This window comes from Phenylobacterium sp. (genome assembly GCF_036502675.1).
In the GTDB taxonomy this organism is placed as follows: domain Bacteria; phylum Pseudomonadota; class Alphaproteobacteria; order Caulobacterales; family Caulobacteraceae; genus Phenylobacterium.
Map to the genome: position 1 here is coordinate 1 of NZ_DASXYF010000103.1, position 19663 is coordinate 19663.

The window sequence follows — 19663 nt, forward strand, 5'->3', positions numbered from 1 at the left end:
CGCGCCTGGTGCCCGCGTGGAAGACCACGACACCCTCGCCGAAGTCCTGCTCCGCGCCCTTGATGATCGAGCCGGCCCGCGGCGCGTCGGGATAGCCCTTGGCGGCCACAACCACGCAGACCGCGGCCTCGTCGCGCCAGATCGGGGGGGGCAGCAGGCCCAGCGTACCCAGGGCGCAGGCCTCCAGATAGGGGACCAGGTCGCTCTCCAGGCGCAGCATCAGCACCTGGCATTCCGGGTCGCCGAAGCGGACGTTGAACTCCACCAGCTTCGGCCCCTGCGCCGTGGCCATCAACTCCACGAACAGCACCCCGCGGTACGGCGAGCCCTCCGCCGCCATGCCGGCGAAGGCGGGCTCGGCCAGCTCGGTGCGTACAGCCTCCACCAGCTGCGGCGTGAACACCGGCGCCGGGGAATAGGCCCCCATGCCGCCGGTGTTGGGGCCCTGGTCGCCGTCGAAGGCGCGCTTGTGGTCCTGGGCCCAGCCGAACAGCATCGAGGTCGTCCCGTCGCAGAGCGCGAACAGCGAACCGATCTCCCCCTCCAGGAACTCCTCGATGACAATCCGCCCGCCGGCGGCGCCGAACCGCCCCCCCAGGGCGTCGTCGATGGCCGCCTCGGCCTCGGCCAGGTCCTGGGCGATCACCACCCCCTTGCCCGCCGCCAGGCCGTCGGCCTTGATGACGTAGGGCGGCGTGAAGTCCGAAAGCGCGACCTTGGCCGGCCCGGCCCGGTCGAACACCCGGTAGGCCGCCGTGGGCAGGCCGTGCCGGTCGGCGAAAGCCTTGGTGAAGGCCTTGGAGGTCTCGAGCCGGCCCGCCGTGGCGCCGGGCCCGAAGCAGGCGATCCCCGCCGCCTGCAGGGCGTCGGCCAGCCCCGCGTCCACCGCGCTCTCCGGCCCGATCACCACCAGGTCAGCGGCGACCTCCCGGGCCAGCGCCACCAGCGCCGGGATGTCGGTCGGCTTCACGTCGCGGATCTCGCAGAGCGCGGCCATGCCGGCGCTGCCGGGGGCGGCCACCAGGCGGGTCAGCAGCGGCGACTGGGCGATCTTCCAGGCCAGCGCATGCTCGCGCCCCCCGGAGCCTACGAGGAGGATGTTCATCCGCGGCGTTTGGCGCGCCCAGGGCGCAGGGTCAAGGCGACGTCGCCTGTCCTGCGCCGGAGGGCGGGGTTTGTTTGGCTTGGCGAGCAGCCCGCGAAGGAAGACGGCCTCGGAGCGGCGCCCGGAACGGGATGACCGGCGGGACCGCTTTCGGCGGTAAACACTTTTTCAGGCGGCGAACAACACCTCTGTGGACGGGGCTTCATCTGGCGGGGCGCAGGATTTCATCTGTATGATCATAGGTTTGATACGCTCGTCACCCTGGGAAGGCGGGCCGCAAGGCGGCTACCGCCAGTGTTGACCGGTCAACACCTCGCCAGTCTGGACCACTGGGGGCGCGGCGACCCTTCAGCGTAGCGCAGGGCGGACGCCGTGACAAGAACAAAATGGGAACATGTGGGCGCCAGCTTGGCCAGGTCGAGCCGCTCGATCGGCCCGGCGTAGCCATTCTTCGGATAGGGCGCGTGCACGCTGGCCGCCGCCCCGGCCTTGAGGCCGCTGCCGGCGCAGAAGGCCCGGTCGCCGACCCGGTGACCACGGCGAGGCGCTGGCCAGGGTCGCCGGCGAAGGCGTCGAAGGCGGCCTGCAGTTCCTCGTGCATCTGTGGATTGACGGCGTTCACCACCTCCGGCCGGTGAGGATGAGGGTCGTGACGCGCGGGGTTCAGCTTTCGAGATCGAGCGCGTAGCCGGCCGAGCGCACCGTGCGGATCGGATCGACCGCCGCATCGATGTTGAGCGCCTTGCGCAGCCGGCCCACGTGGACGTCCACCGTGCGCGCCTCGACGTAGACGTCGGAGCCCCACACCGCGTCCAGCAGCTGCTCGCGGGAGAACACCCGCCCGGGATGCTGCATGAAATAGTCCAGCAGCCGGAACTCCGTGGGACCCAGGTGCACGTCGCGCCCCGCCCGCTTCACCCGGTGGGCCACCCGGTCGACCACGATGTCGCCGAAGCGCACCCGGTCCTCGGCCAGGCCCGGCCGCAGCCGCCGCAGCACCGCGCGGATGCGGGCGGTGAGCTCGGTCATGGAGAACGGCTTGATTACATAGTCGTCGGCGCCGGTGTCCAGGCCGCGGATGCGGTCGGTCTCCTCGCCGCGCGCGGTGAGCATGATGATCGGCACGTTGCGGGTCTCCGCCCGCTGGCGCAGCCGCCGGCAGACCTCGATCCCCGAGACCTTGGGCAGCATCCAGTCCAGCACCACCAGGTCGGGCAGGCGCTCGTCGGCCTGGATCAGGGCGTCCTCGCCGTCCGAGGCGAGCGAGACGCTGTAGCCCTCTTTCTCCAGGTTGTACTGCAGCAGGGTGGCGAGCGAGTCTTCGTCCTCGACCACCAGGATGTTCGGCGTCACGGGCATGCCTTCGTCACGCAAGGTCCAGGGCGTCGGTCTTCGGACGCTTGGAGAGCATGTCCTCGCCGGTGATCTCGTAATGGACGATCTCGGCGATGTTGGTGGCGTGGTCGCCGATCCGCTCCAGGTTCTTGGCGATGAACAGCAGGTGCGCGCTGGCGGTGATCGTGCGCGGGTCGCCCATCATGTAGGTGAGCAGCTCGCGGAACAGGCTGTTGTAGTGCTCGTCCACCTCGTCGTCGCGCGACCAGACGGCGACGGCGCGCTCCACCTCCGAGGCGGTGTAGGCGTCCAGCACTTCCTTCAGCCGGGACACCACGAGGCGGCCCATGCGCTCGATGGAGCGTGTGGCCGGGATCACCGGCTCGGCCTCGGCGATCACCGCCGTGCGCTTGGCGATGTTCTTGGCCAGGTCGCCGATGCGCTCCAGGTTCATGGCGATCTTCATCGCCCCCACCGTGCGGCGCAGGTCGTTGGCCATGGGCTGGCGCAGCGCGATCAGCCGGATGGCCTTGCGCTCGATGTCGGCCTCCAGGATGTCCAAGCGCTCGTCCCGCTGCACGACCGAGTCGGCGACGGCCTTGTCGCGCCGGACCACGGCGTCGAGGGAATCGGCCACCTGCGCCTCCGCCAGGCCGCCCATGCGGGCGCATTCGGCCATCAGGGCGTTCAGCTCGTCCTCGTAGGACTTGACGGTATGCTCGTTCATCGCAGGCCGCTCCTTGCGCGCCACGGTCAGCCGAAGCGGCCGGTGATGTAGTCCTGGGTGCGGCTGTCGCGCGGGTTGGTGAATATCTCGTCCGTCTTCCCCGCCTCCACCAGCCGGCCCATGTGGAAGAACGCCGTCTTCTGCGACACCCGCGCGGCCTGGGCCATGGAGTGGGTGACGATGACGATGCAGTACTGGTTGCGCAGTTCGTCGATCAGCTCTTCGATCCGCGCCGTGGCGATGGGGTCGAGGGCGGAGCAGGGCTCGTCCATCAGGATCACCTCCGGGCTGACGGCGATGGCGCGGGCGATCACCAGGCGCTGCTGCTGGCCGCCGGACAGGCTGGAGCCCGACTGGTGCAGCCGGTCGGCCACCTCGTTCCACAGGCCGGCGCGCTTCAGCGAGGCCTCGACGATGTCGCCCATCTCGGCCTTGTTGGCCAGGCCGTGGATGCGCAGGCCGTAGGCGACGTTCTCGAAGATGGTCTTCGGGAACGGGTTGGGCTTCTGGAACACCATCCCCACCCGGGCGCGTAGCAGCACCGGGTCGAGGTTCCTGTCGTAGATGTCCTCGCCGTCGATCTCGATGCGGCCGATGACCTTGGTCCCGGCGATGGTGTCGTTCATCCGGTTGATGCAGCGCAGGAAGGTGGACTTGCCGCAGCCCGAGGGGCCGATCAGGGCGGTCACGGCGTTGTCGGCGACGTCCAGCGAGACGTCGAAGAGCGCCTGCTTCTCGCCGTAGAAGAAGTCCACGTCCTTGGCCGCGATCTTCACGGCGCCGGTGGGCGCGCCCGCGACCGCGCGGTCGACGTCCAGGTGCATCGGCCCCTCCACGCGGGCCTCGGCGGCGTCTGTCGGCATCTCGGTCCTCGGGATTTGAGTATTGCGCAGGTTCATAACGCTCACCACCGGCGTTCGAAGCGACGGCGAAGGATGATCGCCGCCAGGTTCATCAGGATCATGAAGACCAGCAGCACGATGATCGCGGCCGCCGTGCGTTCGTGGAAAGCGCGCTCCGAGGCGTTCTCCCAGATGAACACCTGCACCGGCAGCACCGTGGCGGCCTGGGTGACGCCGCCGGGCACGCCGGGGACGAAGGAGATCATGCCGATCATCAGCAGCGGTGCGGTCTCGCCCAGGGCGTGGGCCATGGAGAGGATGGCGCCGGTCATCACGCCCGGCAGGGCCAGCGGCAGCACGTGGTGGAACACCGACTGGGTGCGCGAGGCGCCGATCGCCAGGGCCGCGTCGCGGATCGAAGGCGGCACGGCCTTCAGGGCCGAGCGGGTGGCGATGATCACCGTGGGCATGGCCATCAGCGCCAGCACCAGGCCGCCCACCAGCGGCGAGGACCGGGGCACCCCCAGCCAGTTGATGAACACCGCCAGGCCCAGGAGGCCGTAGACGATGGACGGCACCGCCGCGAGGTTGTTGATGTTGACCTCGATCAGGTCGGTCCAGCGGTTCTTGGGCGCGAACTCCTCCAGGTAGACCGCGGCCATCACCCCGATCGGCACGGCCAGCAGGGCGGTGACGATCAGCATCAGCGTCGAACCCACCACCGCGCCCAGCACGCCGGCCTGTTCCGGCTCGGTGGAGTCCGAGCGGGTGAAGAAGCCCAGGTTGAACCCGCCCTTGATCGCGCCGGCGGCCTTCAGCCTGTCCAGCCAACCCAGCTGCGCATTGTCCAGCTTGCGGCTGTCCTCCGGCGTCGAGCGCTTGATCTGGCCCTTGAAGTAGAGGGCGGCGTCAGCCTTCAGCGGGCCCTCCACCGAGACGTGCTTGCCGATCAGCGTCGGGTCCGCCCGGACCTTGCCCAGCAACTGGAAGCCCATGTCGTTGGACAGGACCTCCATCACCTTGCCGGCGTTCTCGCCCAGATCGTCGTCGGGGATGTTCAGGCGCTTCATCACCGACTGGGCGACCAGCATGTCGAAGTTGGCGCCGCCCAGGTCGGCCCGGTCGACCCGGGCCGGGTCGATGTAGACCGGGACGCTGACCCGGTAGTCGATGAAGGTCGAATAGCCCTGCAGCCCGATGCGGCCCAGGAGCAGCGCCAGGAAGGACAGGGCGATCACGATCGCCGCCCGGCCGTAGAAGACGAACCGCCGTTCCCGGGCGTGGCGGACCTTAAGCTTGGCCGCCACCACACCCCGGACGATCGATGGCGCGCCGCGCTTGGCGGCGGGGAGCACGGCCTCAGTCATATTGTTCCCGGTACTTCTGGACGATGCGCAGGGCGACGATGTTGAGCGCCAGGGTGATGACGAACAGCGTCAGCCCCAGGCCGAAGGCCGAGAGCGTCTTCGGGCTGTCGAACTCCTGGTCGCCGGTGAGCAGGGTGACGATCTGCACCGTCACCGTGGTCACGGTGTCGAGCGGATTGAAGGTCGTCCTGGCCTGCAGGCCCGCGGCCATGGTGACGATCATGGTCTCGCCGACGGCCCGCGAGACGGCCAGCAGCATGGCCGCGGCGATCCCCGGCAGGGCGGCCGGCAGCACCACCTTCTTGACGGTTTCCGACCGGGTGGCGCCCATGGCCAGGCTGCCGTCCCGCAGGTGCTGCGGCACGGCGTTGATGATGTCGTCGGACAGCGACGAGACGAAGGGGATCAGCATCACCCCCATCACCGCGCCCGCCACCAGCGCCATCTGGTTCTGCACCTGCATCAGGTAGACGCCGATCCCGTCCAGCGGCCCGCCCGCCAGCTTGGCGCCCAGCGCATTGAAGAAGGCGCGGAACAGCGGCCCCACGGTCAGGGCGGCGAAGAAGCCGTAGACCACGGTCGGCACCCCGGCCAGGATCTCCAGCAGCGGCTTGACCCAGCTGCGCGTCACGGGCCTGGCGTACTCTGAAAGGTAGATCGCCGAGAACAGGCCCACCGGCGCGGCGACGGCCATGGCGATCAGCATCACCAGGAAGGTGCCGACGAACAACGGCACCGCCCCGAAGGCCCCACGGGTGGCGAACTGGTCGGCGCGCATGGCGATCTGCGGGTCCCAGTCGGTCCCGAACAGGAACTGCAGCGGCGAGACCACCTCGAAGAACCGCCAGCTTTCGAACACCAGCGAGGCCAGGATGCCCAGGGTCGTCAGCACGGCGACGATGGAGCAGGCGGTGAGCAGGCCGCCGGTCCAGCCCTCCACCCGGTTGCGGGCGCGGAAGTCGGGGGTCAGGCGGCGGTAGGCGAGTAGGAAGCCGCCGACGGAGAGGGCGGCGGCCAGGGCGAGCGCGCCGAAGAGCAGCGTCTGCTCCAGGCCATGCGCCTGCGCCGTCTTGGCGGCCAGGGCGTCCTTCAGCTCCCCCTGATAGGCGGTCTGGCTGGGCGTGCCCCTATGGGCCAGCGCCCGGGCGTCGTCATAGAAGACGTCGGTCTGGGCCGGCGACAGGGTCTGGACGATGGCGGGGGTGTCGGCGCGCAGCAGGGTCGCCTCCAGCCGGCCGCCGAAGGCGGTGAGCGCGAACAGCAGCAATGCGGCCGGCACAGCGGTCCACAGCACCACATAGGCGCCGTGATAGCCCGGCAGCGAATGGATGCGGGCGCCCGGGGCCGCAGGCGCCACGCGCCGCCGTCCCAGGCTGTAGGTCGCGGCGGAGAACAGGATGAGCGCCGCCAGCGCGGCCCAGATCAGCATGAGGATATCGCCACTCGGCCTGCGTTGGGGCGCACGACAGGGATCGACCACCAAGTCGGCCCCCGTCGGCGCAGGTCGGAACCTGCGCGTGCTTTGCAGTCTGCGCGCGACAGTTTCATGACACTTTTGATTCTGTGATCGGCCGCATCGTCGACGCTGCGGCCTGGGCCGCCGCCTGGGCGGCTGCGGGGAAGTAGGCGCTGAAGGTGGAACCCTCGCCCGGCCGGCTCTCCACCGCCAGGCCGCCGCGGTGGCGGTTCATGATGTGCTTGACGATGGCCAGGCCCAGCCCCGTGCCCGACCGCTCGCCGCTCTTCTGCCCCTCCACCCGGTAGAAGCGCTCGGTGAGGCGCGGCAGGTGCTCGCGGGCGATGCCGGCGCCGCTGTCGGCCACCCGCAGCGCCGCGTAGCGCTCCGGTCCGTGGTCGGGGGTGAGCAGCGCCAGCCGCGCCACGTGGCCGCCCGCGGCGGCGGCGGCCTCGGCGGAAAGCCCGGTCTCCACGGCGACCCGCACGCCCCCCCCAGCCGGCGTGTACTTGACGGCGTTGTCGATCAGGTTCTGCGCCACCTGGACGATCTGGTCGCGGTCGCCGGCCACCAGCGCCTGCCCGCGTGCGCCCAGCGACGGCTCCAGCCGCACCCGGCGCTCCCGCGCCAGCGGACCCATCGCCTCCAGCACCTCGTTGACCACCAGCGACAGGTCGACCGCGTCGGCCGGCGCCACGTGCTCGTTGAGCTCGATCCGGCTCAGCGACATCAGATCGTCGATCAGCCGCGCCATCCGCTCCGTCTGGGCCTGCATGATGCCCAGGAAGCGGTCGCGCGCCCCGGCGTCGTCGCGGGCGTGGCCGCGCAGGGTCTCGATGAACCCCGCCAGAGAGGCCAGCGGCGTGCGCAGCTCGTGGCTGGCGTTGGCCAGGAAGTCGGCGCGGGTGCGCTCGACGCGCCGCTGTTCGGTCTCCTCCCGCAACACCAGCAGCGCCAGGCGCGCCCCGCCCGGTCCCGGCCCCATGGGACGGGCCAACGCCCGGAAGATACGCTCCTGCGAGCCGCCCAGCTCCAGCTCGGCCACGCCGTCGATCTCGCCGAACAGCGCCTCGTCCACCGCCTCCAGCACCTCCGGGTCGCGGATCACGGTGAGCAGCAGGCCGTCGGGCCGCTGGATGCGCAGCAGCTCGCGGGCGGCGGCGTTGGCGAACATGAAGCGTCGGCCGGTGACGTCGTCGGGCTCGTGGGCGGCCACCACCAGCATCGGGTCGGGGAAGGCGTCGATCAGCGCGGCATAGGCCGCGAACGTCTCGCCGGCGGGCGGCGGGGCCGCGCCCGCGGCGGCGGCGGGCGCGGCGACCCAGCGCAGGTTGCGGATGCAGAGCAGCGTGACGCCGGCCACGGTCAGGGCCGCCAGCGACGCTTCCTGCGCGCCGGCCCGCCCGGTCAGCGCCAGCAGCAGGAGCGCGCCGGCCCCCGCCGCGCCGGCCAGAACCGTCGGCCACAATCCGGGGATGCGAGATTTCGGGGCCAACGGCGGGGGCTGCGGAAGCGACAAGCGATTCTCCTGCGCGAGCATCCACCATGCGCGCCGGTATGTCATGGCGATGACAGTCCGCCCGCTGACCGTCAGGAAATCTGCATGCCGCCTTAATGAAACTCTATTGTTCCGATGGGAATTATATCCTTAAGCCATGGCGACGGACTGCGAAGGTCCGCTCAGGGGACCAAGACGAATGACGCTGAAACATGGACTGGTGGCCAGCGCGGCCATCGTGGCTCTGGCGTGGCCGCAGATGGCGGCCGCGGACCCGGCGTCGGACGCCCGGATCCAGGCGCTGGAAGCGCAGCTGGCCGACCTGGCGGCGCAGGTCGCCGCCCTCAAGCAGCAGCAGACCGGCGACGTCGAGACCTTGTCGGCCCAGGTGACCGACCTGAAGACCTCGACCGGCGCCAGCCTCGACGCGCTTCGCACCGACGCCACCTCGACCCAGGCGTCGATCCCCAACGGCAAGCCCACCATCGCCACCAGCGACGGGCGCTTTTCGGCCACCCTGCACGGGGTGATGCAGCTCGACACCGCGAAATACTTCCAGGACCGCTCCCTGCCGGCCAGCGTCGCCGCGCGCGACCTGAACAGCGGCGTGAACTTCCGCCGGGCGCGGCTGGGCGTCGACGGCAAGCTCTACGGCGCCTTCGACTACAACCTCCTGCTGGATTTCGGCGGCTCCGGCGCCGAGGACACCGGCCGGGTGCAGGAGCTGTGGATCCAGTATTCCGCCTTCAAGCCGTGGCGCTTCCGCGTCGGCGCCTTCGCCCCGCCGCTGGGCCTGGAGGACGCGGCGTCCACCAACGGCGCGCTGTTCGCGGAACGGCCGGCCGCGGCCGACGTGGCCCGCAACCTCGCCGGCGGCGACACGCGGCTGGGGGCCGGGGTCATCGGCAACGGCGACCACTGGTTCGCCTCCGCGGTGGTGACCAGCAACCTGGTGTCCTCGTTCAACTCCGGCGCGACCGCGTTCAACGCCGCCACCTTCGACGAGCAGCTCGGCTACGCCTTGCGGATCGCGGGCACGCCGCTGCACGGCTACGACTGGCTGGTGCATGTGGGCGCCAACGCCGGCGTCGTGGCGCAACCGGCCGACCTGGGTCCCACGGCGGCGGCCCGCTACGCCATCCAGCTGCGCGAACGGCCCGAACTGCGGGTCGACGGCACGCGGCTGGTGGACACCGGCGCGATCGACGCCGCCGGCGCCCGGGCGCTCGGCCTGGAGTTCGCCGCCCAGAAGAAGAACCTGCTGCTGCAGGCCGAGTACTTCGACATCAAGATCGACCGGCGCCACCCGGCGGCCGGCGTGCAGGATCCCAGGTTCTCCGGCTGGTACGTGGAGGGCGGCTGGGTGCTGACCGGCGAGGCGCGCAAGTACAACCTGACCACGGCGGCGTTCGACGCGCCCGCGGTGGACAAGCCCTTCGATCCCCTGAAGAACCAGTGGGGCGCCTGGGAGCTGGCGGCGCGCTACTCCACCCTGGACCTCAACGACCACGCCGACAGCGCCGTGGTCGCCAACCGCGTGCGCGGCGGCGAGCAACGGATCTGGACCGCGGGACTGAACTGGTTCCCTAATCCGGCCACCAAGTTCATGCTCGACGTGCAGGACGTCTCCGTGAAACGCCGCAACGCGGCCGGCGCCCAGCTGGGCCAGGACTACCGATCCGTGAACCTGCGCTCGCAGTTCGCGTTCTGACTTCGCCGAAGAGAACGGACCCCCCGACATGACCCACGACCTGAAATCGCCGTCCCGCCGGGCCGTGCTCGCCGCCACCGGCGGTCTCGGCGCCGCGCTGGCCGTTCCGGCGATCATCGGCTCCGCCGCCGCGGCCCAGCCCAAGTCCGTCACCCTGCTCAACGTCAGCTACGACCCGACGCGCGAGCTCTACAAGGACGTCAACGCCGCCTACGCCAGCTACTGGAAGGGCAAGACCGGCCAGGACATCAGCATCCAGCAGAGCCACGGCGGCTCGGGCAAGCAGGCCCGGGCGGTGATCGACGGCCTGCAGGCCGACGTGGTCACCCTGGCGCTGGCCTCCGACATCGATGAGATCGCCGCCAGGGCCAGGCTGTTGCCGGCCAACTGGCAGACCCGCCTGCCGCAGAACTCCACCCCCTACATCTCGACCATCGTGTTCCTGGTGCGCAAGGGCAACCCGTGGAAGATCCGCGACTGGAGCGACCTGATCAAGCCGGGCATCGCGGTGATCACCCCCAATCCCAAGACCTCCGGCGGGGCGCGCTGGAATTACCTGGCGGCCTGGGCCTGGGCGCTCAAGCAGCCCGGCGGCAGCCCGGCCACGGCCCAGGCCTACCTGGGCAAGCTGTACGCCCAGGTGCCGGTGCTCGACACCGGCGCGCGCGGCTCCACCACCACCTTCGCCCAGCGCGGCCTGGGCGACGTTCTGCTGGCCTGGGAGAACGAGGCCTGGCTCGCCCAGGACGAGTTCGGTCCGAAGTTCGACATCGTCTACCCGTCGCTCTCGATCCTGGCCGAGCCGCCGGTCGCCGTGGTGGACAAGGTGGTCGACCGCAAGAAGACCCGCACCGTGGCCGAGGGCTACCTGAACTTCCTCTACAGCCCGCTGGCCCAGGACCTGATCGGCAAGCACCACTACCGTCCGCGCAACGCCGAGGCCGCGGCCAAGTACGCCAGGACCCTGCCGAAGATCCCGATGGTCACCATCGACGACACCTTCGGCGGCTGGAAGAAGGCCCAGGCGACGCACTTCGCCGACGGCGGCCTGTTCGACAAGATCTACAAGCCGCGCTGAAGCCGGGAGCGTCCGACATGCGGCCGCCGGGAGGCTCACGTTCGAGTCCAGGCAACCCGGCGCGCCCGCGCTCGTTACACCCCCCGACGAGCAGCCGATGACCCCATGACCGCCCCAGCCGACCCGTGCGACATCCCGATCATCGAAGACCAGGCGCCGACGCTCCGGGGGCGGTGCAGGCCTTGATCGACCTGTCTCCCGCCAGCCTGCTCGGCGCCGGCGCCGCTCTCTGCTCCATGGCCAGCTTCATGCCGCAGATCGTCAAGATCTGGCACGAGCGCGACGCCTCCTCCGTGTCCCTGCGCATGTACGTGGTCACCGTCACCGGCTTCGCTCTGTGGACGATCTACGGGGTCCTGCGCGGCGGCTGGCCGATCGTGGTGTCCAACATCGTCTGCCTGGCGCTCTCGGCCACGGTGCTGGTCCTCAAGTGGCGGTTCAGCCGCCACGGCAAGCCGGCCGGCGCCGACGCTTAACGCGGCGGAAAGCGGCGGCGTGCCACACCGCGGCCATGGAGCCCGGCCAGCCGCCGCGTCTGCGCCTGTTGGGCGCGGAGTTCGACCTCGTCACCCCCCCCGAGGTGATGACGCGCGTCGCCGGCTGGGTGGATGCGGGCCGCTCCGCCGTGGTCGCCAACCACAACAGCCACAGCCTCTACCTCTTCCGCCGCTCGCAGCGCCTGCGCGAATTCTTCGCCCAGGCCGACCTCATCGAGATGGATTCCGTGCCGGTGATCGCCTGGGGCCGCCTGCTGGGCCTGCCGGTCCGCCGCGCCCACCGCTGCACCTATCTCGACTGGCGCGATGACTTCTGGCGGCTGGCCGACGCCCGGGGCTGGAAGGTCTTCTACCTGGGCGGAGCGCCCGGCGTGGCCGACGCCGCCTGCGCGCGCCTCGCCGGGGAATGGCCGAACGTGCGGCTCGCCGCCCGCCACGGCTACCTGGACGCCGACCCCGCCTCCCCGGAGAACCGCGAGCTCCTGGCCCGGATCGCCGCCTTCGCCCCCGACGTCGTCTTCGTGGGCATGGGCATGCCTCGCCAGGAGATGTGGATCCTCGACAACCGCGCCGCCTTCGCCCGCGGCGTGCTGTTCCCGGTAGGCGCGGCCTTCGACTACGAGGCCGGCGTACAGGCCGCCGCCCCCCGCTGGATGGGCCGGATCGGCCTCGAATGGCTGTTCCGCCTGGCGACCCAGCCCCGCCGGCTGGCCATGCGCTACCTGATCGAGCCCTGGTTCCTGCTGCCCGCGGCGCTGGGCGACCTGCGGGCGCGGCCGGGCCTGAACGCGGCGAGGCGCCGCGTGCGGGCGATTGGCGAGACGCGATCGCCGCTGTAAGTCCTTCGTCGATTGCGGCGCGGCGACCGAAGGTATGGTGGGCTCATGGACGAGCGACTTGCGCGGGCGGACAGCCTGCTGAAGGCGGGGCAGGCCGGCCCGGCCGCGGACCTGATCATCCAGATCCTGTCGGACCAGCCCGAAAGCCAAGCCCAGCTTTACCGGACACTGGTCGTCCAGCTTCATCAGCAGAAGCGCTACGAAGAGGGCGAGGCCTGGTCGCAGAAGGCCACCGCCCGTTTTCCCCGCGACTTCAGCCTGTGGAATGCGCGTGGCGTCATCCTGCGGCGCCTTCACCGCTACGACGAAGCGGTGAAGGCGCTCGACCAGGCGCAGAAGCTCGACCCCAAGTCGCTGGCGCCCGCGGTCAACAAGGGCAACATCTACAACGACCAGTCCAAGGGGCCGGCGGCGGAGGCGGTGTTCACCAAGCTGGTGCGGGCCGACCCCCGCAACGCGGAATACCAGCGCGGTCTGGCGAGGGCCCTGATCGCGCAGAAGAAGTTCGAGCCCGCGGTGGCGCGGGCCCGCCAGGCGGTGATGTTGAAGAAGGACTATGTCGACGCCTGGCTCGACTGGTCGGGCGCCGAGGCCCAACGCCAGAACTTCACCGCGGCGATCGAGGCGACCGACCGCGCCATCGCCGCCGTCCCCGGTGACCAGCGGCTGTTGGAGGCCAAGGCGGTGATCCTGCGCCGCATGGGCCTCGCGGCCGCCGCGGAAGAGCACCTGCTTTCCCTGCTGCCGGCCCATGGCGGCGAAGCCTGGCTGCAGCACGCCCTGGGCGGCGCCATCGCCGACCGGGACCGTGCGCGGGCCAACGCTTATTTCCAGCGAGCCCTCGAGCTGCAGCCCGACAACCTCGAATACCGCGTGGCGCTGATCGAAAGCCTGGAGCGCTCACGCCACGGCGACGAAGGCGCCAACATCGAAGCCGCCTACCGGCTCTTCGAAGAAACGCCGGACCTGCTGCACGCGGCCTTCACCCCCAAGCATGCCAAGGTCGTCAACGAGCTGCTGATCCGGGTCTGCGCCTTCGACCAGCTGGGCAGCCTGGGCAGCTTCCGCGACCTCGGCCGCGGCTGGGCCGAGAGCGGCCGTCACACGGCCCTGCTCAAGCACCTGGCGCGCGTCGAGACCGCCGAGGACCGTCACGAGCTGCTGGCGCAGCACAGGATCTGGGGCGACGCCGCCCTGGAAGCCGCCGCCCGCGATCCGATCCGCCGCCCGAAGCGCGCCCGGGCCGGCGAAAAGATCCGCATCGGCTTCATGTCGTCCGACCTGCGCAGCCACCCGGTGGGCTACTTCGCCTTCCCGCTGTTCGAGGCCATCGACCGGAGCCGGTTCGAGGTGTTCTGCTACTCGTTCTATCACGGCGCCGAGGACGGCGTTCAGAAGTTCATCACCTCCAAGGTCGACGCCTACCGCTGGAACCCGGACATCTCGACGCGCGACGCCGCCCAGATGATCGCCGACGACGACCTCGACATCCTGATCGAGCTTGGCGGTTCGACCCACATGAACAAGCTGGAAGTCATGGCCTATCGGCCGGCGCGGCTGCACGCGAGCTGGCTGGGCTACCCGCATTCCGCCGGCCTGACCTCCATCGACTACATCGTCCTCGATCCCAACCTCGTGCCGCCGGACCCCGAGTTGCTGCTGGAGAAGCCGATGCTCATGCCGCACAGCTGGCTGGCCCTGGGGCGCCGGGCGTTCGCGGAAAACTACGTGATCAACGAGGGCCTGCCCGAAGACGCCAACGGCTGCATCACCTTCGGGACCGCCAACAACCCGCACAAGTACAGCGAGGCGGTCCTGAGGACCTGGGCCCGCGTCGTGCGCGAGACGCCGAACTCCCGGTTCCGGTTCATCCGGCCGGAGGGCGGCACGCCGACCTTCCGCAAGAACGTCGAGAAGTACTTCGCCATGGAAGGCGTCCCGGCCGACCGCGTCAGCTACCGGGTCATCCGCGGCCTGCACATGTCCTATTACAACGAGGTCGACATCACCCTCGACCCCTTCCCCCTGACGGGCGGCACCACCACCTGCGAGGCGCTGTGGATGGGCCTGCCGGTGGTCAACCTTCGGGGCGAGGCGCTGTTCGAGCGCCTCAGCGGCTCCATCCTCACCAACCTCGGCCTGACCCAGCACATCGCGTCCGACCTGGAGGAGTACGTGGCCATCGCCAGGGCCCTGGCCGCCGACCGCGCCCAGCGGCTGGAGCTGCGCCACACCCTGCGCGACCGGATGCGCGCGAGCCCGCTCGGCCGGAACGAGCAGTTCGCCCGTGACTTCTACGACCTCGTGGCCCGGACGGTGGAGAGCCGGCAGCCCGCCGTCGCGTCGGCCTGAGGCGTGGCCGCAGCCGCCCTGCGCGAGGTGGAGGCGGCGCTTACGGCCGGAACGCCCGCACGCGCCGCCGAGCTGCTGGATGCGGCCCTCGGAACGGGAACCCCGGCGCCCGCCGCCCTCGTCGTCCGCCTGGCCGCCGCCTTCCTGGACTCCGGCGCCATGCCCGCCGCCGAGGCCTGGGCCCGGCGCGGCCTCGCGTCCTATCCCGGGGACGCCGACCTCTGGCAGGTCCTGGGGCTGACGCTGCGCCGCGGGCGGCGGCTGGACGAGGCGTTGCAGGCGCTGGAGAAGGTCCGCGCCCTGGCGCCGGCCAAGCTGTCGGCCCTGTTCAACATCGCCAACGTCCACAACGACCGGGGCGACGGCGCCGCCGCCGAGGCCGCGCTCGCCCCGCTCCTCAAGGTCCAGCCGCGCGACCCCGAGCTGCATCACATACTGGGGCGCGCCCGCCGGCGGCAGGGCGACCTCGCCGGGGCCGACGCGGCGCTGGCCCGGGCGCTCGCCCTGGAGCCCCGCTTCACCGGCGCCTGGTGCGACCGCGCGATGCTGGCCAGCGAACGCCAGCGCCACGACCGGGCCCTGGAGATCCTGGCTCAAGGCCTCCGCCGCCTTCCGGGCGAACCCCGGCTGCTCGCACGCCGAGCCGAGGTCCTGGTGCGCGCGGGCCGCCCCGACGAGGCGCGCGCCGGCCTGGAGGCGGAAATCGCCGCGCGTCCGGACGCGGCCTGGGCCCATCATCAGCTGGCCCGGCTGCTGGTCGACAGCGACATCGCCGCCGCCCTGGCCCATGCCGACCGCGCGGCGGCGCTGGCCCCGCGCAACGCGGACTACGTGCTCACCCGCGCCCACGCCAGCTTCCGCGCGTCGCAAGCCGGCCGCCCGGAGCTGCTGCAGGCCGCCCATGACCTCGTGCAGGCGGTCTCCGGCGGCCGGCCGCCGCCAGCCGAGCAGGCCTTCGTCGTGCGCGCGATCCTGGCCCAGGTCGGCGCCGTCGATGAGGTCGAGGCCGTCGGCGACTTCGCGGACCTCGGCCGCTACTGGGCGCTGAACGGCCAGCACGCCATGCTGCTGTCGCAGCTGCCGCTGGCCAATTCGCCGGACCGGCGGCGCGAGCTCCTGGCCCAGCATCGCCTATGGGCAGGGCCGATCGAGCGCCGCGCCGCGGCCGCTCCGGCGGGCCGGCGACCGGGCCCGCGTGGCGGCGGGCGCCTGCGCATCGGATTCCTGTCGTCCGACCTGCGCCGCCACGCGGTCGGCCATTTCGCCCAGGCGCTGTTCGAGCACTACGACCGCGACCGCTTCGAGCTCTACGCCTACTCGTTCCGCCCAGGCCCGCCGGACGAGGTGCAGGCGCGGATCGCAGGCCAGATCGCCGGCTTCCGGGTGCGGCCGGGAATCGCCGAGCAGGCGGCGGCCCAGATGATCGCCGACGACGGCCTGAACCTGTTGATCGAGCTGGGCTCCACCACCCGCTGGAACTATGCGCAGGTCCTGGCCTACCGCCCTGCGCCGGTGCAGGCGAGCTGGCTGGGCTATCCGCACTCGGTCGGCCTGGCCGCCATCGACCACCTGATCCTCGACCCGCATCTCGCCCCCACCGCGCCCGACCTCACGGCCGAGACGCCGCTGCTCATGCCGCACAGCTGGCTGGCGCTCGGCCGCGCGGCCTTCCGCGAAGATCCGGCGGTGGATCCGCAAGCGCCGGCGGCGCGGAACGGCTGCATCACCTTCGGCACGGCCAACAACCCCAACAAGTACGCCCGCCCCGCCCTGCAGGCCTGGGCCCAGGTGCTGGCCCAGGTCCCCGGGTCGCGCTTCCTGTTCCTGCGCCCGGAAGCCGCCGCCCCCGCGTTTCGCCGGAACGTGGCGCGGATCTTCGCCGAGGCGGGCGTGGACCCGGACCGCCTGGACTTCGACCCCACCGTCGGCGGCCACCTTATCCGCTACAACCGCATGGACGTGTCTCTGGACACCTTCCCGCTCACCGGCGGAACGACGACCTGCGAAAGCCTCTGGATGGGCGTTCCGGTGGTCTCGCTGCGCGGCGAGGCGGTGTTCCAGCGGCTCAGCCACTCGATCCTCACCAACGCCGGCCTCCCCGACCTGTCGGTGGAGACGCCGGAGGCCTTCGTCGCCAAGGCCGTCGAGCTGGCCGCCGACGCGCCGCGGCGCGCCGCCCTGCGCCGGGACCTGCGCGGCCAGCTCCGCGCCAGCCCGCTCGGCCGCACCGAGGCCTTCGTCCAGGACTATTTCGACCTGGCGGCGCGCGCCGCGGCGGGCGCCGCCTAGATCCGGAAGTATTCGCCGAGCAGGTCCGCCGGCGCCGGACGGAAGGCCAGCGCCCCCTTCTCCGCGGGAAACACCATCGACCCGGCGGGCGTCCGCCGGTTGATCACCCGCACCCCTTGCGACAGCACGCAGCCGTCCTCCACCACCGAGGCGCCCACCACCGAACTGTTCGGGTAGAGGATCACCCGGTCGCCGATCACCGGGATGTCGGCGATATGCCGGCCGACATTCACATTCTGGTAGAGCACCAGGAAGTTGCCGTAGGTGGCCTTGGCCAGCACGATGCCGACGGAGTGGCCGATGTAGAACACCTCCGGCATGGCGATCTCGTAGAACAGGTCGATGCCGTTCAGCGCCTTGTTCATCAGGAAGAGGCGCGTCGCGGCGCTGGCGTCCCCCGACCGCCGCCAGATGGTGTTGGAGAGGTAGTAGAGGTAGATGCAGTACTGCGACGACTGCAGGACATTGAACTGGTCCGGCCGCCACGGGGCGCAGGCGTTGATGCAGCGGTGCAGCCGCTCCAGCGCCTCGTCGAGATGCGCCGCCACGCAGGCGCGGAAGGCCGCGCTCTTGCCGTCGGGGATCAGGTTGGCGCACTGGGCGGCGGTGTAGTCGGCCAGGCTCTCGCGGGTGTGGTCGATCAGTTTCATGGCCTCGCCGCCGCCTGCAGATAGCCGCGCACCACGTCCAGCACCGGCCGCGGCGCCACGCCCAGCGCCCGCAACCTGCCGACGTCGGCGCAGGGCGGCGGCGGCGGATCGGCGTCGCCGCGGAAGCTGATCGTCCAGCCCTCGGCCGCGAACACCTCCGCCAGCGCCGCATTAGTGACCAGCTCGCCGCTGGCCACGTTGACGATACCCGGGGACTGGGCCTCGGACATGGCGATCAGCGCGTCCACCACGTCGTCCAGGTGGATGTAGTCGCGGGCGACGTGCGGGCTGGACTCCAGCTCGAGCGTCCGGCCGGTGCGGGCGCGCGCCAGCCACTCGGAGAGGAAGCCCGGATCGCCGTCGTTCCAGCCGAACACGTTGGAAAGCCGCGCCGCCGCGCCGCGGCCGTCCATCCGGGTAAGGGCGATGTTCTCCCCCAGCGCCTTGCTCAGGTCGTAGATGTGCCGCGGCTCCGCGGGCCGCAGCATCAGCGGGGCGTCCTCCCGCACCGGCTCCGCGGCCGCGCCGCCGTCGTAGAGTCGGGTGGAGGAGAGGTAGATGAACCGCTCGAACCGCCCGCGCCGGGCGATCTCCGCCGGCAGGGCGGCATGGGCCTCCACCGTGTCGAACGGGCGCGCCGCGTAGTCCGCCGTCAGGCCCGCGCAATAGAAGACGCAGCCGAGGTCGCGGGCCAACAGCTCCGGATCGCCTTTCGCCGGCGCATAGGGGTTCAGCCCCTGGGCGCGCAGCCGCGCGTCGAGCGCCGCGCCCACGAAGCCGGCGGCGCCGACGATCGTGCAGGCGCCGGCCACGGCCTAGAGGCCGCCCGCCGGGTGGTGCAGGGCCGGGTCCTTGTGGCGCAACAGCTTGGGGCTGACGTCGCGGAGGATGCGGTAGCCGGCGTTGTCGAACACCGAGGCGTCCTTCACCGCCACCATGTTGAAGCCATGCGGCGGCCCTTCCAGGTGGACCGCGTCCGCCGGGACCAGCTCCACCGGCCGGCCGGCCAGGTCGTAGTTGGAGTTGAAGTCCCGCAGGGCGAACAGGGTGTAGCCGTGGCCGGTGAGGAACTTGGCCAGCGGCGTGTTCTCCAGGCCGTCGGTCCAGTCGACATAGTGGCGGTGCACCTCGAAGAGGACGTCCGGCGCCTGGCCGGCGGGCCGCGCCAGGAAGCTCTCCGCCCCCTTGAGCGCCGCGAACTCGGCGCCCTCGATGTCCAGCACGATCAGGCCCAGCTCGTCGACGCCGGCGGCCTGCAGGTAGTCGGCGATGGTCACGGTTTTGAAGCTGTCGTCGCCGTCGGCCACCTCGGCGCTGGCGAACGAGTCGTAGCCCACCAGCTTCAGGCTGGTGCTGGAGTTGTCCCACAGGCCCTCGGGGCGCGGGACGATGTTGCCCAGTCCGTTCAGCGCCGCATTGCGCACCAGCATGGCGCGTTGCTCGTTGTTGGGCTCGAAGGCGTGGACCGTTCCGCCGCGCTTGGCCACCTCGCGGGCGATCAGCACCGCGTGGTCGCCGAAGTAGGCGCCGCCCACCACCACCTGCTTCGCGCGCCTGGCCAGGTCCACCAGGATGCGACTGGTCTGCGGCTCCCAGGCATGGTCGGGAACCTCGGGCGTCGACATGACGAAGTCGCGGGCGATCTTCGAGCGGTAGAGGAACTCGAAGACGACGCCGTTGGACAGGCTCTTGCGCACCACCTGGTCGTCGTCGAACAGGGCGTCCACCAGGGGGCCGGTGATCTCCTCGCGGACGTCCAGGCCGGGCGTGGCCAGGTCCTGCTCCAGGTCGACGATCCGCCGCACGAAGGCGTCGCGCCATTCCGGCTTCGCGGCGATGCGGGTCAGGGCGCTCAGGGTTTTGTCGTCGGACATTCGGGAAAGGACCTGTTCTTCGCCCGCAGGCGCGGGACATCTA

Annotated in this window: 16 protein-coding genes; 6 read left to right on the forward strand and 10 right to left on the reverse strand. The window is 71.0% G+C overall.

What is annotated here, in order from left to right; translation table 11 throughout:
* From purD to VGL30_RS12950, 7 genes are all read right to left on the reverse strand, one after another.
* The coding region (gene purD, locus VGL30_RS12920) for a phosphoribosylamine--glycine ligase (RefSeq protein ID WP_331540408.1) at window positions 1-1105 on the reverse strand (1105 nt) is incomplete at its 3' end.
* Window positions 1106-1768: 663 nt separating this feature from the next.
* On the reverse strand, window positions 1769-2458 hold the full coding sequence (gene phoB / locus VGL30_RS12925; protein WP_331540409.1) for a phosphate regulon transcriptional regulator PhoB: 690 nt from the start codon (window positions 2456-2458) through the stop codon (window positions 1769-1771).
* A 13-nt stretch (window positions 2459-2471) separates the two neighbouring features.
* Window positions 2472-3167: a phosphate signaling complex protein PhoU gene (phoU, locus tag VGL30_RS12930; RefSeq protein WP_331540410.1), complete on the reverse strand. Its 696-nt coding sequence runs from the start codon at window positions 3165-3167 to the stop codon at window positions 2472-2474.
* A 26-nt stretch (window positions 3168-3193) separates the two neighbouring features.
* On the reverse strand, window positions 3194-3991 hold the full coding sequence (gene pstB, locus VGL30_RS12935) for a phosphate ABC transporter ATP-binding protein PstB (protein ID WP_331540431.1): 798 nt from the start codon (window positions 3989-3991) through the stop codon (window positions 3194-3196).
* Between the two features lie 80 nt (window positions 3992-4071).
* A complete protein-coding gene (pstA, locus tag VGL30_RS12940) occupies window positions 4072-5376 on the reverse strand; it encodes a phosphate ABC transporter permease PstA (protein ID WP_331540411.1) in 1305 nt (434 codons plus the stop codon).
* Window positions 5369-6805, reverse strand: coding sequence for a phosphate ABC transporter permease subunit PstC (pstC, locus tag VGL30_RS12945; RefSeq protein WP_331540412.1), 1437 nt, complete (start codon window positions 6803-6805; stop codon window positions 5369-5371). Before pstC ends, pstA begins: the two co-directional genes overlap by 8 nt.
* A gap of 115 nt (window positions 6806-6920) precedes the next feature.
* Entirely contained in the window at window positions 6921-8300 is a 1380-nt protein-coding gene (locus tag VGL30_RS12950; protein ID WP_331540413.1) for an ATP-binding protein, read from the reverse strand.
* Between the two features lie 229 nt (window positions 8301-8529).
* Here VGL30_RS12950 and VGL30_RS12955 point away from each other — a divergent pair, with 229 nt between their 5' ends.
* From VGL30_RS12955 to VGL30_RS12980, 6 genes are all read left to right on the forward strand, one after another.
* Complete coding sequence (locus VGL30_RS12955) at window positions 8530-10041, forward strand: OprO/OprP family phosphate-selective porin (RefSeq protein WP_331540414.1); 1512 nt, start codon at window positions 8530-8532, stop codon at window positions 10039-10041.
* Between the two features lie 28 nt (window positions 10042-10069).
* Window positions 10070-11119 carry a sulfate ABC transporter substrate-binding protein gene (locus VGL30_RS12960; protein WP_331540415.1) on the forward strand — a complete coding sequence of 350 codons (1050 nt, stop codon included), beginning with the start codon at window positions 10070-10072 and terminating at the stop codon, window positions 11117-11119.
* A gap of 182 nt (window positions 11120-11301) precedes the next feature.
* The gene (locus VGL30_RS12965) at window positions 11302-11595 is read left to right on the forward strand and encodes a SemiSWEET transporter (RefSeq protein WP_331540416.1); all 294 of its coding nucleotides are present in this window, start codon (window positions 11302-11304) and stop codon (window positions 11593-11595) included.
* 35 nt (window positions 11596-11630) lie between these two features.
* The gene (locus VGL30_RS12970; protein WP_331540417.1) at window positions 11631-12455 is read left to right on the forward strand and encodes a WecB/TagA/CpsF family glycosyltransferase; all 825 of its coding nucleotides are present in this window, start codon (window positions 11631-11633) and stop codon (window positions 12453-12455) included.
* A 45-nt stretch (window positions 12456-12500) separates the two neighbouring features.
* Entirely contained in the window at window positions 12501-14807 is a 2307-nt protein-coding gene (locus tag VGL30_RS12975) for a tetratricopeptide repeat protein (RefSeq protein ID WP_331540418.1), read from the forward strand.
* Window positions 14808-14810: 3 nt separating this feature from the next.
* Window positions 14811-17096 (forward strand): tetratricopeptide repeat protein, encoded by a 2286-nt coding sequence (locus VGL30_RS12980; RefSeq protein WP_331540419.1) that lies wholly within the window; start codon window positions 14811-14813, stop codon window positions 17094-17096.
* Here the strand turns inward: VGL30_RS12980 and VGL30_RS12985 are convergent.
* The 3 genes from VGL30_RS12985 to VGL30_RS12995 are packed head-to-tail and all read right to left on the reverse strand — an operon-like array spanning window position 17093 to window position 19620.
* Complete coding sequence (locus VGL30_RS12985) at window positions 17093-17746, reverse strand: hypothetical protein (protein WP_331540420.1); 654 nt, start codon at window positions 17744-17746, stop codon at window positions 17093-17095. The genes VGL30_RS12980 and VGL30_RS12985 overlap by 4 nt on opposite strands.
* Window positions 17743-18558 carry an NAD(P)-dependent oxidoreductase gene (locus VGL30_RS12990; RefSeq protein ID WP_331540421.1) on the reverse strand — a complete coding sequence of 272 codons (816 nt, stop codon included), beginning with the start codon at window positions 18556-18558 and terminating at the stop codon, window positions 17743-17745. Before VGL30_RS12990 ends, VGL30_RS12985 begins: the two co-directional genes overlap by 4 nt.
* Window positions 18559-18561: 3 nt before the next feature.
* Window positions 18562-19620, reverse strand: coding sequence for an FkbM family methyltransferase (locus VGL30_RS12995; RefSeq protein ID WP_331540422.1), 1059 nt, complete (start codon window positions 19618-19620; stop codon window positions 18562-18564).
* Between the last annotated feature and the right edge of the window lie 43 nt (window positions 19621-19663).